Origin of the sequence: Chitinophaga eiseniae, assembly GCF_012641265.1 — a bacterium.
GTDB classification, from domain to species: Bacteria; Bacteroidota; Bacteroidia; order Chitinophagales; family Chitinophagaceae; genus Chitinophaga; species Chitinophaga eiseniae_A.
This window is the reverse complement of sequence record NZ_JABAHZ010000002.1, coordinates 458,030-472,731: the sequence shown is the minus strand read 5'-3', so window position 1 is coordinate 472,731 and position 14,702 is coordinate 458,030. Positions and strand designations below refer to the sequence as shown.

Annotated in this window: 14 protein-coding genes; 6 read left to right on the top strand and 8 right to left on the bottom strand. The window is 46.6% G+C overall.

What is annotated here, in order from left to right:
• Positions 1-68: 68 nt before the first annotated feature.
• Positions 69-1,169, bottom strand: a complete 1,101-nt coding sequence (locus HGH91_RS09545) for a DUF2891 domain-containing protein (protein WP_317166816.1) — start codon at positions 1,167-1,169, stop codon at positions 69-71.
• A gap of 15 nt (positions 1,170-1,184) precedes the next feature.
• The gene (locus HGH91_RS09540) at positions 1,185-2,420 is read right to left on the bottom strand and encodes an NAD(P)/FAD-dependent oxidoreductase (RefSeq protein WP_211092254.1); all 1,236 of its coding nucleotides are present in this window, start codon (positions 2,418-2,420) and stop codon (positions 1,185-1,187) included.
• A gap of 181 nt (positions 2,421-2,601) precedes the next feature.
• Here HGH91_RS09540 and HGH91_RS09535 point away from each other — a divergent pair, with 181 nt between their 5' ends.
• The 5 genes from HGH91_RS09535 (at position 2,602) to HGH91_RS09515 (ending at position 6,752) form a co-directional block, all read left to right on the top strand.
• Positions 2,602-2,904, top strand: coding sequence for a YbaB/EbfC family nucleoid-associated protein (locus tag HGH91_RS09535; protein ID WP_168738229.1), 303 nt, complete (start codon positions 2,602-2,604; stop codon positions 2,902-2,904).
• A gap of 199 nt (positions 2,905-3,103) precedes the next feature.
• Complete coding sequence (locus HGH91_RS09530) at positions 3,104-4,348, top strand: PepSY-associated TM helix domain-containing protein (protein WP_168738228.1); 1,245 nt, start codon at positions 3,104-3,106, stop codon at positions 4,346-4,348.
• Positions 4,349-4,588: 240 nt separating this feature from the next.
• The gene (locus tag HGH91_RS09525) at positions 4,589-4,954 is read left to right on the top strand and encodes a hypothetical protein (RefSeq protein ID WP_168738227.1); all 366 of its coding nucleotides are present in this window, start codon (positions 4,589-4,591) and stop codon (positions 4,952-4,954) included.
• Positions 4,941-5,495, top strand: coding sequence for an N-acetyltransferase (locus HGH91_RS09520; protein ID WP_168738226.1), 555 nt, complete (start codon positions 4,941-4,943; stop codon positions 5,493-5,495). Before HGH91_RS09525 ends, HGH91_RS09520 begins: the two co-directional genes overlap by 14 nt.
• A gap of 126 nt (positions 5,496-5,621) precedes the next feature.
• Entirely contained in the window at positions 5,622-6,752 is a 1,131-nt protein-coding gene (locus HGH91_RS09515) for a TPR end-of-group domain-containing protein (RefSeq protein ID WP_168738225.1), read from the top strand.
• On the opposite strand, the gene HGH91_RS09510 is transcribed toward HGH91_RS09515, so the two are convergent.
• The 5 genes from HGH91_RS09510 to HGH91_RS09490 all read right to left on the bottom strand — a co-directional run bounded on the left by HGH91_RS09510 (position 6,749) and on the right by HGH91_RS09490 (position 10,822).
• Positions 6,749-7,441, bottom strand: a complete 693-nt coding sequence (locus HGH91_RS09510; RefSeq protein WP_168738224.1) for a DUF2306 domain-containing protein — start codon at positions 7,439-7,441, stop codon at positions 6,749-6,751. The genes HGH91_RS09515 and HGH91_RS09510 overlap by 4 nt on opposite strands.
• Positions 7,442-7,447: 6 nt before the next feature.
• A complete protein-coding gene (locus HGH91_RS09505) occupies positions 7,448-8,218 on the bottom strand; it encodes a hypothetical protein (protein ID WP_168738223.1) in 771 nt (256 codons plus the stop codon).
• A gap of 37 nt (positions 8,219-8,255) precedes the next feature.
• On the bottom strand, positions 8,256-8,966 hold the full coding sequence (locus tag HGH91_RS09500) for a hypothetical protein (RefSeq protein WP_168738222.1): 711 nt from the start codon (positions 8,964-8,966) through the stop codon (positions 8,256-8,258).
• A gap of 66 nt (positions 8,967-9,032) precedes the next feature.
• Positions 9,033-10,061 carry a GTPase ObgE gene (obgE, locus tag HGH91_RS09495; protein WP_168738221.1) on the bottom strand — a complete coding sequence of 343 codons (1,029 nt, stop codon included), beginning with the start codon at positions 10,059-10,061 and terminating at the stop codon, positions 9,033-9,035.
• Positions 10,062-10,234: 173 nt separating this feature from the next.
• Complete coding sequence (locus HGH91_RS09490; protein ID WP_168738220.1) at positions 10,235-10,822, bottom strand: adenylate kinase; 588 nt, start codon at positions 10,820-10,822, stop codon at positions 10,235-10,237.
• 281 nt (positions 10,823-11,103) lie between these two features.
• Between HGH91_RS09490 and HGH91_RS09485 the strand changes: the two genes are divergently transcribed.
• Positions 11,104-14,094 carry a glycoside hydrolase family 3 N-terminal domain-containing protein gene (locus HGH91_RS09485; RefSeq protein WP_168738219.1) on the top strand — a complete coding sequence of 997 codons (2,991 nt, stop codon included), beginning with the start codon at positions 11,104-11,106 and terminating at the stop codon, positions 14,092-14,094.
• A 122-nt stretch (positions 14,095-14,216) separates the two neighbouring features.
• Here the strand turns inward: HGH91_RS09485 and HGH91_RS09480 are convergent, their stop codons facing one another.
• Positions 14,217-14,675 (bottom strand): hypothetical protein, encoded by a 459-nt coding sequence (locus tag HGH91_RS09480; RefSeq protein ID WP_168738218.1) that lies wholly within the window; start codon positions 14,673-14,675, stop codon positions 14,217-14,219.
• Positions 14,676-14,702 lie beyond the last annotated feature (27 nt).

Genomic DNA, 14,702 nt, shown 5'->3' with positions numbered 1-14,702 from the left:
GTAGTTGACACATTATACCGATCGACTAAACTATAGCTTGTACAGGGTAATAGATTATCTGGATGAAATTACGGTTGTTTTCCGACAGTTAGCATGTACACTGCAAAAGAGGCCAGCCAATGTTCGCCTGCGTAGCTACCGCTGAATACCTGTTGCAGGCCGGCATCCATATGTTGCTGAGCTAATTCCAAAACAGCGGTTTTGTTTTTGCCGGTATAGGGAGCAATGGCCAGCAAACACCAGGTGCGGCTGAGGTTCAGTCCATTGAGGTGAACGAGCTTGCCATCAGTATGGTCTTTTACTTGGGCTACCTGTAGAATATTAATCTTGTTGTCGAATAGTCCGGGCAAAAATGCGTGTAGCCATTTATGGTATTCTTCAGCTGGCATCACGCGTCTCATCAGGTCGGCTTCTTCCAGGCTGGGCGACAGGAAGTCGTATCCTCCCGGTTCCCAGGCAACCGGCGCATTTTTGTCGGCCGCATAAAAGCGGATGGCGGCATTATGTATCGCCTGCTGCAGGGCAGCATCTTTGGCGGTAACGGCGTAATCCCAGGCCAGGCACAAACCGAAGGCCAGGTTGGTATGTTCGCCTACCCGGATGGGGTACATAATTTTATCAAGGAACTGTATGTAGGCGGTGGAGAACTGGGAGGCCAGGGGCTGCACGTTTTGACTGAGGGACTTACCCAGGGGATCATTCCAGGTGAGCAGTTCATTTTGCAGTTGCAGCAGCCAGCTCCAGCCATAGATGCGCTCAAAACTTTTGTTTTCCGGGTTGCTGAACAGCTGTTGTTCAATTTTTATGTTTTCGGCAGATAAATGCGCCGCCAGCTTGTCTCTGATGTAATCAGCCTTTGCCAGGTCGGGATAGATTTTTAAGAGGCGTACCAACATCCAGTGACCGTGTACACTACTATGCCAGTCGAAGCAGCCATAAAACGCCGGGTGATAATTTTTCGGCGCCGTTAGCAGTGAGCTGTCGGTAAATACTACCCCCGTTTTGTACGGGAATTCCAGGTCCAGGCATTTCAGCGGCAACGCTGCCAGCTTATTGGCTATTTCCAGTGTCAGGTGCGGATGGTGAACCGGACCGGGATTGTTAGGTACCTGTGCGCTCATGGCAAATGATGTAAATACGATAATAGATAATTGGCTTAGAAATTTCACGGCAGGAAAATACTTTTATCTGTTAAATAACAACTTTACGTAAAACATAGGCTGCCCCAGCTTTTTACGGAGGTCCACCTCATGAAACATGCACGACATCAGGTCTTTCAGCTGCTTGTTCCGGGAGCCCATTTTCATGAGAATATTGAACAACCAGGGATATTTAATGAGTTTCTGTAGCTTGGTGCTTACTTGTAGTTCCGGGCCCAGCACACGATACACACTTTCATCATAGGCGTTCAGGAAGGTATCAGAGAAATCGTTGGCAGCAATAGCAGCCGCCGCCTGTTGGGCAGCGAACCTGCCGGAATAGAGCGCATTGCCTATGCCTTCTCCGGTAAAAGGATCTATGAGATAACCAGCATCACCTACCAGCATATAGCGTTCGCCATGTAATTTTCTTTTTTTACTACCCAGGGGAAGACCATATCCATCTATAGTGCCTACCAACTCCGCATCCTTAAAGCGTTCTTTCATGACGGGGTCGGTAGCCAGCGTGTCCAGCATCAGCTGTTTGAGGTTTATCTTATTATTACGGGCAGAGTTGCTGAGCATACCTACGCCTACATTGGCTTCGCCATTGGGAAGCGGGAAGATCCACAGGTAGCCTGGCAACATGTTTTTCAGGAAGTGCAGCTCTATGAAGGCATCGGTGTGTAAGTCGGTAATGCCTTTATAATAAGCGCGGATGCCGGCCACATAGTGTTCCGGTTCCATTTTGATGCCGGCCACGTCTTTGGTAAACGCTGAATGGGCGCCATTGGCCACTATCACCAGGTCGGCTTTTACCTGGAAAGATCCGTCTTTGTTAGACAGGTAGTAGCTATCTGGCTTCAGCTCGTATTTATCGATACTAACCCCTTCGAATAAACGGATTTCAGGGCGGCGTTTCAGTTCATCTACCAGGAAATTATCGAAGTCGATGCGTTTACAAACAAAACCGCGGGGATCACTTTTATCCTCCTGGTAATTGAGTCGGTAGGGGATATCTATCCCGATCCGGTTGGGGGCTACAAAAGTAACTCCCCAGCTATCTTTTTTAAATAAGGCTTGTTGGAGGCGTTCGCCGATACCCTTATCAATACGTTCCAATAAGGTCAGCACTTTACCACTTAATCCATCTCCACATACTTTATCCCTTGGGAATACCGCCTTGTCCACCACTATACATTCAATACCGAGTTGAGCTAATTGCAATGCAGCGGTAGCGCCGCCTGGGCCCGCACCTATGATACAAACTTTTGTTTCCATTATTGCTATTAATAACTTTTACGCGGAGGTAAGATACGCAATAGTTAACTCTACTGTTTCGTATAATCATTAATGATAATATTATTCTGTATGAAAGGGGGATTGGCAGCGGATATTGCTGCTTAAATTTCATTACAGCAACCGGAACGCTTATATTTGCCGTTCTTAAAACACACGAAACATGTTTGGTGATTTATTTGGAAAGCTGACGCAGATCAAGCAAAAAATGGCGGAAGGAAAAGAGCGTTTGGCTACAGTAACCTTATCCGGCGAGGCCGGAAATGGCGCGGTAAAAGTAACCATTGACGGTAACCGCCAGGTAAAAACAATTGATATTGCTGCCCATCTCCTGACCCCCGAAAACAAGGAGGAAATGGAAGACCTGTTGCTATCTGCGTTAAACCGTGCATTGAAAGATGGTGAGGCTGCCTGGGAAGCTGAAATGAAAAATGCCGCCGGTGGTATGCTGGGTGGTTTGATGTAATAAATTTTTTATACTGAAAGGCGTAGGAATACTTCAAGTGTTCTTACGCTTTTTTGTGTTTATAGAGATGTGTATGTGGTTGATTGCTATATAGATAGAATTAAAGGGGTAAATTTTCCGTTTTGGATAAATCTTTTTCCCGATCCGATAGCACAATACCCCGCGCGCGTAGTTCCTTTGCAGCTACGATCAACATAACATGAAAATTTTCTTCCGGCGAATTCACTTATACCTGGGCCTTACTGCAGGACTGGTCATTACCGTCAGCTGTTTAACCGGCGCGTTACTGGTTTTTGAAAAAGAACTGACAGAAGCGTTTAACCATGACCGTTACTACGTTACTCCTGCCGGAGAACGTTTATCGCTCGATAAAGTAGCGGCATTGGTAAAGGAGCAGGTGCCCGGCGCAGGCATATCCCGTATGCAGATATTTGCAGACCCCGCCCGTACCATACAGGTAACCCTGGATGAAGGCAGGAAAGGAGGGAAGAAAGACGGCAAGCCGGAAGTTGCCGGCGAGAAGAAAGGTCCCCGGGAAAATGCCTCCCCGATGGGCAAAGGCGAAAAAGCTCCCAAAAAAGAAAAAGGACGCACCGCTTTTGTAAACCCCTACACTGGTAAGGTGGTTGAATTATACAGCTACTCAAAAACGTTTTACTATAAGATATTTTCCCTGCACCGCTGGTTGCTGGCGGGTGATACCGGGAAAGCAATTACTGGCGCCAGTACATTGATATTCGTTTTTATCCTCATCACCGGTATTATCCTGTGGTGGCCCAAAACCAGGAATATCCTCAAACAACGGATCAAGGTAAAATGGGATGGTGGCTGGAAACGTCTCAATCACGATCTACACATTGTATTAGGCTTCTACGCTGCTATTTTCCTGTTTGTATGTGCCTTTACCGGCTTAATATGGTCGTATGAATGGTTTAGCAACGGCCTTTATGCCGTATTGCGTACTTCTCCTAAACCGGGGGCTGCTCCGTTATCAGCCCCCGCGGAGATCATTAACAGTAAAAGCATTACTTATGAAGCGGCATTAGCCAGCGTGCAACAAACCGCTCCCGACGCCGTTTTTTATGCCCTCAGTGCGCCGAAAGACAGTACCGCCGCCTTTATGGTGAGCTTATTGCCAGCCCATACGCTCAATGAAGCGGCTACTACTACCTATTACCTCGACCAGTTCAACGGGAAAGTATTGAAATCTGAAACTTTTGCCCAGCGCAACCTCGGACAGAAAGTACGCAGTACCATCAAGCCTTTGCATACCGGCGCCATTTTCGGCACCGCCTCTAAAATATTTGCATTGATCATCGCCCTGCTGGGTGTTACCTTTCCCACTACCGGGACTATTATGTGGATTAACCGGACCCGGAAGAAGAAAAAGAGTGCGAAAACCCCGGTACGGGCGCCTGAAGCGGTGCCTGCACCAGCAGCATAATATTATTCATCGCATTACAATGCGGGTATACTCATCGAGGGTATACCCGCTTTTCGTTTATAGACCCCTGTAATAAGACTACCGTTTCTGAAAATACCGTGCAAAAACGGAAGACTTTGAAAGGTTTAATGGAGGCGCCGGATTTAACGTTTCCTTTGCAAACCCTTGTCCCTGCTAAGTTTTAACATTCCATATGAAGAATATGGAATAACGTTTGGCATATGGTAGGAAACAATGTATATGATTAATCAATATGAAGTACCAGCTTGTATTGAAGATACCATCCCGGCGTTGAGAAAGGCATTACACCAGTTCCCGGCGGGGTTTCATATATACAATACAGTTAGCTGTCTGAGTGAATACACAGATCAACAGTTGCGGGAGCAAAATTTTCCCGTAGCAGATAAATGTATGAAGTTGGCCGGCAAGTTATACGAACGGGGCAACGGGGTAGTCAGGGAGGCTATCACCCGGGTGTTTATACCGGTAGTTTGCAGGGTACCGCTTGCAGATGCAGCCAGTAAAATCCGGATGTATTCCCTGATCCCTGAAGTACTCTATCCTCTTTACATTCAATATCAACTTACAGATAATGGAAACAGATGAAGAAATTGTCGTCCGTTTGGCTACAGCCATAGACGTTGATTTTGCCCTGCCTATTGTGGCAGAAATGGAGGCATCCGCCCTGGCAAGGGGTACCGGTATCGCCAAAAGAGATCCTGCGATTATCAGGAAGAAAATCTTGGAAGGGAAGGCAGTCATTGCTTTTACAGCAGATGGTATATGGGCAGGATTTTCCTATATACAACCCTGGGAAGAGGGCCGTTTTGTATCCAACAGCGGATTAATTGTAGCGCCGGCTTTCCGCGGACTGAAAGTAGCGGCGGCCATTAAACGGAAAATATTCGAGTTGAGCAGAGTCATGTACCCTGCTGCAAAAATATTCAGCATCACCACCGGCCTGGCAGTCATGAAAATGAATTCACGACTTGGTTTTGAACCGGTTACGTACGATCAGCTGCCCCAGGAACCGCTTTTTTGGGAAGGATGTAAAAGCTGCGTAAACTACCCGATACTGGTGGCGAAAAATTATAGGAACTGTTTGTGTACCGCCATGTTGTTTCAGCCACAGGAAGCACTGGCCTAGGTAAGAGTTAGTGAAATTACAGCCAATAACTTAAACCGGCGATACGTCTGTATTGCCGGTTTTTTCGTTTCCCGTGGTTAAAATACCGTTGTTTGTTTCCTATCTTTATGATACAAATCCTATCTTATGCGAATAGCATCATTGCTTGCCTTAAGTGCACTGTTAGCCTCCTGTGGTAATGCGGGAAAGAAAACGGATCAAACGGCTAAACTCAGTTTGGCAATGCTTTATAACGCCGACTCGGCTAAATGGGTGGCGGCCAATTCTCCCGAGAAGAATAACGCGGCTGAGAAGGAATTTCTCAAGGCCATCGATGAATTCAGGAATAAGAAGAATGCCGCCGGCAGTATAGATAAGTTTACCAAATCTATTCTCCTGCAGCCACAAGCCAAAACTTATTATGAGCTGGGAAATGCCCTGATGGAAACTCACCAGCTGGCAGAAGCTATACAAGCTTTTAATATGGCAGAACTGCTTGATTATAAGCCAATATCAAAATTGCTGTATAATAAAGCCTGCGCTTACTCGCTGTCTAAAAAAACTGATTCCTGCCGTTATTACCTGATAGCCGCTATTGAATTTGGCTATAATAATATGAACAATGCGATGAAAGATCCTGACCTGAAATATTTCCGGGAAGAGGATTACAGCGCACAATCGCAAATACTCACCGCCTTTAGTGGCAGCGGAGAGCCGGGTAAGCTGGAATGGAATCTTTTTGCAAAACAATTCAAACAACTGCCTATACCGCTCACCATCGATAAAGCTTACGCAAAGGAACTGGGCAAAAATTTCATTTCTTACGATTTTGAATTGTACGTGGCAGAAATGCGCGACTCCAAGTTTTCAAGAGATGTGGGCAGCTCCTTCTTTTATGTAGGTACGGTGAAAAAGGTAGATGCCTTCAAAACATTGATATACGCCGTAAACGATGAAGTTTCTGAAGAAGGAAGTACAGAAGATGCCAATCATGCCTACTATTTTATGGCGAGCTATGATAACAGCGGGAAACTTATTGATAAGTTACTGGTAGCAGGGCAGCCTAACTTCGATGCGCCATACAGGGTGGCGACCATTGCGTCAAATACTGATTTTGAATTAACAGATTATAAAGTAGAATACGAGAAGGACCCTGCAAAAGAAGGATTTATCAACAACCCCGAAAAATCCAGGACCGAAATAAAGAAGGCCAGCTACCACATTACTGAAGATGGTCACTTTGCTCCAAAGACCCAACAGCTGGCGCTCAAACGCTAGTTCAACTTACTCAACTGCGGCGTTTCTTTCCGGGAGGCCGCAGTTATTCCCATCTTTTTCATCAACATCCGCTTGATAACAAATTCTGCCACCAGTAAATTGAGGGTCCAGCTTAGCCAGGAAACCGTAATATAGGCTGTTACCGGCCGTAGTGGCATGTGCATTAATCCCAGTAACAGGGTATATAAGCGTAGGGTAAGTGCCGACAAGGTGAGTGCATAACTTCTCAGCATCCAGGTAAGATGTTCCGGCCAGCGGCGTTGTACGGCCCGTATCCAGCCCATGATGGTAAACACTATCCAAAGGATAGCGAGTAGTACAAAGCTGATGCGTGCATATTTGCCGCCGTTCGCGTACCAACCCATTACCAGCCCTGTGGGACCGCTGAGGGCTATCACTACCATCACGTAAATTTTTCCACTGAAATGATGCAGGCGGGGGAATCTATCCAGCAGGTATTTGCTGAACTGCGCCAGGCCGGTAAGTAATACGGTAATGCTGACAAAAACGTGGACATAAAAGCTGATGCGCCAATGACGGATGGGGTATACCCGTTGTTTGGTGATCAGGAAGTCGGTATATTTTTCAAATGCAGCATAGGGGATGGTTAACAGGAGCATCAGCCATGTCCCGTAAAGTATAACCATGGCCGTTAGTAACCATCCCGCTTTCCTGAATAATGTTTGCATAATTAATTATGGTCCCTGCACAAACTCCAGCGTATCGATCCTTATGCCATAATCATATACCTGTGGGTCATCTCCTTCTCCGTTTCTGTTTCTTAAAACGATGGCAGGGGTAGTACGTTCTTTAAATATGGTATTCTGTTCCCAGGAAATCTGGAAAGTGCTGTCATTTACTTTTTGATAGGTACCTCTTACTTTGATCATCTGTTTGGCGAAAGTAGAGTCGTTGATTTTTTCGTAGTACTGTAATATGCAGCTACCATCCTGGCTAAAGGTGAGATCGCTGCCTCCGCCCTGCATGCCTATCAACACGGCATTAAAAGTGTTGCCAGACAGGCTGTAGCCATTATTGTCCGGTTCCCCGCTTCTTTTGAGCGTGAAAGATTTTTCTTTTGCTGATTTATCGTTGACGGGTGTCCAGGTGCCTTTGGCATTATTGAAGAGGTGATCGAAGGTAATAGCGAACTTACCATCAAAGGGGTGATCGCCAGGTTCGTTCAGGGTAACAATCCAGTTGTCGTTGTCTTTTTTCAGTTCGCCCTGGAGGTTGCGGCGCAGGCCTTTATGTGTATTATAGCCACCTACTAATTTTCCATTGAAAAAGTTGAGTGTGATATAAATGGGACTATTGCCAAAATCGCCGGTGTAGGTGCTTACCAGGCGGTTCAACGAAGTATCGTTATCCGTTTTTACGGCAGTATCGGTTGCTGTAGTGGCGCCGGGTTTACAGGCATGCAATAGCAACAGTACAATAATGAGGTAACTGGTTAAAAGTTTCACAGGTTTTTTTGTGTAAATATAATGAATGAAGGGCGTATCATTTTTTAAACGATACATCGATGACCAACAGTTTGTTGATTTCGTCCGACATATGCCTTTGCAGGCCATTGAGCCGGATATAGTACCGGCTGATGGCAATGCGGGCCGGAGGCTGCGGAAAGTGGGTGAGCCGTGCTACCCTGGCATAGGCGGAAGGGGAAGCGTGTTGCCTTACATATCGTTGGAATAAAGACAGGCTTACAGAAGGGAACCGGCTACTTTCGTCAGTGCGGTATTTTTTGCAGATGAAGAAATTGCTGGCTTCTGCCGGCAGGCTTTCCCAGGGGGATCGGTAATGTTTCCAGTCGCGGAGTGGCTCATCGCCAATTACCACGCTGGTTTCGTATCGCTGTGAAACCTGTATCCGCTGGGTTTCGCCGGTGGTAACGGCCAGCATTTGCCCTTCGATGCTGTGGGAGGGCGCCAGCAAGAAAAAAAGGCTATCGGGATGACGCTCAAAGTCATTTCGCCCGGCATCTGGTTTAATCCAGTCCAATGAAAAATAACAATTTCCGAAACGGATGTAGGTGGTGGTATCGCGACTTACAACGCTTACTTCGTTGGACGCCACCTGTTCAGATGGCGCCGGCGGAGCAATCAGTTGCATCGTATCGATTTGCACTGTTTTTTCCTTTTCTGGTATAGCGGTGTGTTGGCATGCCGGCAACAACATCAGGGATGCTGCTGCCATCAAAAAAATTGTTTTCATGGTATACGGGATACTGTAACGAACATCTGCATTTGAGTTTGTTTCTCCCCGTATGTCCGGAGCCAGTTATTCTGTGTCTTCTATACCGGCGCTGGTATCTACTTTCCTGTTAAGGGCTTCCCACAGTATGTCTTTTAACTCACTGAGGCCCTGGTTGGTAACAGAAGAGATAAATACGTGTGGCACATCTTCCGGTAATTCCGCTGATATAGCGGTTTTGAGCTCATCATCCAGCATATCGCTTTTACTGATGGCTAACAGGAACTGTTTATCCAGCAATTCGGGATTATACTGTTCCAGCTCATTCACGAGCACCTCAAAGTCTTTGCGGTGATCTGCGCTATCTGCTGGAATAAGGAATAATAATACGGCGTTTCTCTCAATATGTCTTAAAAATCGATGTCCTAATCCTTTTCCTTCGTGGGCGCCTTCAATAATACCGGGTAAATCGGCGATACAGAAGGATTTGTTGTCACGGTAGGCTACCATTCCCAATTGGGGGGTGAGGGTGGTAAACGCATAATCGGCTACTTTGGGCTTGGCAGCAGTAATGGTAGACAGGAGGGTGGATTTGCCGGCATTGGGGAATCCTACCAGTCCTACATCGGCCAAAACTTTGAGTTCTACAATTTTCCAGCCTTCCTGGCCAGGCATGCCTGGTTGGGCGTATTCTGGTGTTTGGTTGGTGGCAGATTTAAAGTAGGCATTGCCTCTTCCTCCTTGTCCACCTGGAATCCAGATAATTTCCTGGCCATGATGGAGAATTTCCGCTTCTACTTCGCCGGTTTCCTCATCTTTAGCCTGGGTGCCCAGTGGTACTTCGATAACGATATCCTTTCCAAAACGTCCGGTGCAGTTGTCGCCACTGCCATTTTCTCCATCTTCCGCGAGCAGGTTTTTATGCCAGCGCAGGTGAAGGAGGGTCCACAGCTGGGAGTTGCCTCTCAGGATAACGTGTCCGCCTCTGCCGCCGTCGCCACCATCAGGGCCAGCCTGCGCATTAAATTTAGTACGCATAAAGTGCATACTACCCGCGCCACCTTTCCCGGATTTACAAAATACACGGATATAATCTACGAAGTTCGCTTTTTCCACTATGCTTGAATTTTAAATACTGCTGTTTCTTCACAGCAGGCAAAAAATAAAACGCAAAGATCGTGAAGTTTAAGCTAATTAGCGCTACCTGGCGCCAAGAGCCATACCTACAATCTTTGCGTTGTATAATAAAAATACTAAAAGTCGCTGTGAGCGCGGTTGCCCGTCAATGACTACACTCTTTCTCCTACCAGTTCATCCAACTCCTTTGACAGCAATTCGAAGACCTCCTCTTCTGTGCCGTCGCCTTTCACCTTCTTGAATTTACCAAATTTGGCGTAGTGATCAGCCACTGGAGCGGTTTTGTTGTGGTATTCCACGATACGTGCTTTTACTACTTCTTCAGAAGCATCGTCGCTACGACCGGAAGTTAAACCACGATTCAGTAAGCGCTTAATCAGCTCATCTTCCGGTACTTCGAGGGATAATACCACGGAGATAGCCGTTTTCTTCAATGCCAGCAGTTTATCCAGTGCTTCTGCCTGGGCAGTAGTACGTGGGAAACCATCGAAAATGAAGCCACGAGCTTCCGGGTTAGCTTCCAGTTTGGAACTGATCATGCCAATCACCACTTCATCAGGTACCAACAGGCCCTGGTCCATGAATTTCTTGGCCTCCAGCCCTAACGGAGTTTTATTACCAATCTCGCTGCGAAGTAAATCGCCGGTAGACAGATGAATAAGTCCATACTTCTGGATAATATTAGCACTTTGTGTACCCTTGCCGCTACCGGGAGGGCCAAATAAAATGAGATTGACCATGTTTTATTAAAATCTACTTTACTCGCAAGGCTGCAAATATAAGAAACAGTTGAATGTATTGGTAATTAAAATTACAATTGATTGAACTAAATGTAAATATTCTGACAAAATAGTAAACATATTTTAATTTTTAACCAGAATATCTAAATTATCTTCAATAGGGTATTCTAATTTAATGAAATCCTTCCTATCTAACAAAATCATATGATCATTATTAGTAATTCTTTGATATTCAGCCCTACTGCCCATGTTTTACGCCTGAATATTTGTAAGTTTATGACATGAGTAAAGTATTATTGGTTGCAGGACTTACGGGTTTATTAATGACCGGGAGCGCTATTTCTGCGCCCCATATATTTAAAGACAAGAAGAAACATAAAAAGGAAACCACAAGAGTAGTTACCCCTCCGCAGGACCGCGCAACACAATGGGCAGACAGCGTATTTCAATCACTCACTCCGGAAGAACGTATCGCCCAGCTGATCATGATCCGGGCACATTCCAACCTGGGCCAGGACCATATTGACGCCGTTGTAAAAGATATCCAGGATAATAAAGTAGGCGGATTGATCTTCTTCCAGGGAGGCCCGGTAAGACAAGCCAACCTCACCAACTACTATCAGTCTATTTCCAAAGTACCGCTGCTGGTGGCCATTGACGGTGAATGGGGCCTCGGCATGCGCCTCGATAGCGTCATCTCCCTGCCCCGCAATATGATGATAGGCGCGGTACAGGATACTACACTGGCCTATGATGCCGGAAAGATCATGGGGGAACAATGTAAGCGGCTGGGCATACATCTCGACTTCGCGCCAGACATGGATGTGAACAACAATCCAGCTAACCCCGTGATCAACGACCGCTCCTTTGGTGAAAATAAATATACCGTAGCCCGTATGGGCGTAGCTACCATCCGTGGTATGCAGGATGCCGGCGTGATGGCCTGCGCCAAGCATTTCCCCGGACATGGCGACACCAATGTAGATTCCCATCTCGACCTGCCCACCATCAATAAAACAAGGGCACAGCTGGACTCTCTCGAGCTATATCCTTTCCGGGAAGCCATCGCTGCCGGTGTAGGATCCATCATGATTGCACACCTATATATACCCGCTATTGATAAGAAACCGAATACACCCACCTCCATTTCTTACAATGCGGTTACAAAACTGCTTAAAAATGAACTGGGCTATAAAGGACTGATCGTTACCGACGCTCTCGAAATGAAAGGCATCGCCAAATTCTATACAAAAGGCCAGGAATCGTTACAATCCCTGCTGGCGGGCAACGACCTGATGATATTGCCTTCTACTGCCGCCGGAAGTGTGGAAGCCATCAAGAAAGCCATTAAAGCGGGTAAAATAGACCAGGACGAAGTAGATGCACGGGTAAAAAAAGTATTGAGGGCCAAATACAATCTTGGATTGTGGAAGCCGCAACATATAGACACTAACAACCTGGCTGTTGACCTGAACGCCGGAACCGACTCCCTGCGCAGGCGCATAGCGGAAGCCGCCATCACCCTGGTGCGCAATGATAAGAAGCTTGTACCGTTTTCGCCAGCCATGACCCAGCAAAAATTAGCCGTAATAGCTGTGGGGGCCGATGCCAGCAATACGTTCCAACAAGCGGTAAAGGCATATAAACCTGGTACCGATGTTTTCGTATTTACTTCCCGGCAACCGGTAGAACACATTGCTGCCATTGTATCCCGCATTCAGCGGGATTATCAGGCCGCCATCATCAGCCTGCACGACTATAGCCGCCGTCCGGCCAATAATTTTGGGCTTTCTATGGCAGAACGCCTGATCGTCCGGCAGTTACAATCAGAAATGCCGACTGTTACGGTAGCTTTTGGAAATCCATACGCCCTCCAGTATTTCTGCGATGCTTCCACCCTTGTTGCAGCCTATGAAGATGATAGCACTACCCAGCAAGTAGCCGCAGACCTGTTGTTCGGGAAGCTGGGGCCTTCGGGGAAATTGCCGGTGACAGTTTGCCCAGGCCTGCCTTCTGGCACTGGTATTACTTACCAGGTAAACCAGTTTACCTCTTTACCGGCAACCATCCCTAAAGATGCCGGCATGGATGAACAAACGCTGGCGAAAATAGATGGTTATGCCAATGAAATGATTGCCCGCGGCGCTGCTCCGGGCGCGCAGGTGCTGGCGTTGAAGAATGGAAAAATTGTATATGATCGCTGCTTCGGCCATTACGAATACAATAAAGCAACACCGGTTTCTCCCCAGTCTATTTACGACCTGGCCTCCGTTACCAAAGTATGCGCTACCACACTGGCGGTAATGCGCCTGTACGATGAAGGACGATTAAACCTGGATGCCACGCTGGGAGTGTATCTTCCATCGGTGTTGGGTACGGATAAAGCCGGACTGCGCATCCGCGATATATTGCTGCATCAGGCCGGCCTCGTGGCATTTATCCCATTTTATAAGGAAACCCTGTATCCCGACGGTTCTCCCGATACTATCCTGTATCATAAAATACCAGATCCTTCCCATACCATGCGGGTAGCCGATAATATGTATATGGAGAATACCTACGTGGATAGCATATGGCATAAGATACTGGACAGTAAGTTATCTCCTCATCAGGGGTATGTATACAGCGACTGTGACTTTATTTTCCTGGGAAAAATCGTGGAACAACTCACCGGGAAAAAATTAAATGAGTATGTAAAAGAAACCTTCTATGCTCCCATGGGATTGGCCACCACCGGCTTTTTGCCCAGGGAGCGCTTTTCGTTGTCCGAAATAGTGCCTACCGAACATGAATATACTTTCCGGATGCAACAGCTGCGCGGCGATGTGCATGATCCCGGCGCCGCTATGTTTGGCGGGGTATCGGGACATGCAGGGTTGTTTTCCAATGCACATGACCTGGGAGTAATTATGCAGATGCTGTTGAACAAAGGTAGTTTCAATGGTGTGCAATATATAAAGCCAGAAACGATCGCCCTGTTTACCGCTTATAACAGTAAAGTAAGCCGTCGTGGACTGGGCTTCGACAAGCCTGAGAAAGACAATGTAAGCAGGAGAGAGCCGTATCCCGCCAAAAGCGCATCGGCCGCAACTTTTGGCCACACCGGGTATACCGGCACCTGTGTATGGGCCGATCCAGAATCGGGCCTGGTATTTATATTCCTTAGCAACCGGGTATATCCTAACGGCGGCGCCAATACGAAATTATCAACATTGCATATCCGGGAGAAGATGCTGGAAACATTATACGAGGCAGCTGCCAGCCGGAAGTAACAAACGCCTGCTAAAAGCTGCTGAGGCGAAAGGTATAAACGATATGCATCGCTTATACCTTTCGCCTCAGCAGCTTTAACTTTTTATTTACCAGCGTTGGATATTTACCTGGGTGGCTTTACTTATTCGATAACAGAAACATTCCTGTTGATCATTGTCTGGGTTTTGATAGCAATGGATTTTTCAGCCAGTTTGGTTTTTCCGCTTCTGATTTCGAAGGTATAGTCTCCGTCTTCCAGGGAACCGAGGTTATAGCGTGCTTCGAAGCGCAGGGTAGCTGGTAATACTTCGCGGTGCAGTGTGTTGTTGAAATTGTCTTTTATATAAAGCGTCAGCTTATCATTTGACGGATTGTCGACAGACAATTGAAATAACAGCTGATCTTTTTGCAGTTGCATAATGCGAACGTTAAAAGATTCTACCGGTGCTCCGTTATCTACTGTTTTTTCATTTGCCATCCTGGATGTACTGTAGGCAAATGTTTTTGTTTGTGCTGCTGCATGTAAAATTGGGAACAGGATAGTAGCGAATAACAACAATGCTGCTTTGGGTGCTAAGAAAACAAAACGTAAGTGTTTCATGACTATTTTTTTTATTTTAATCGTCGT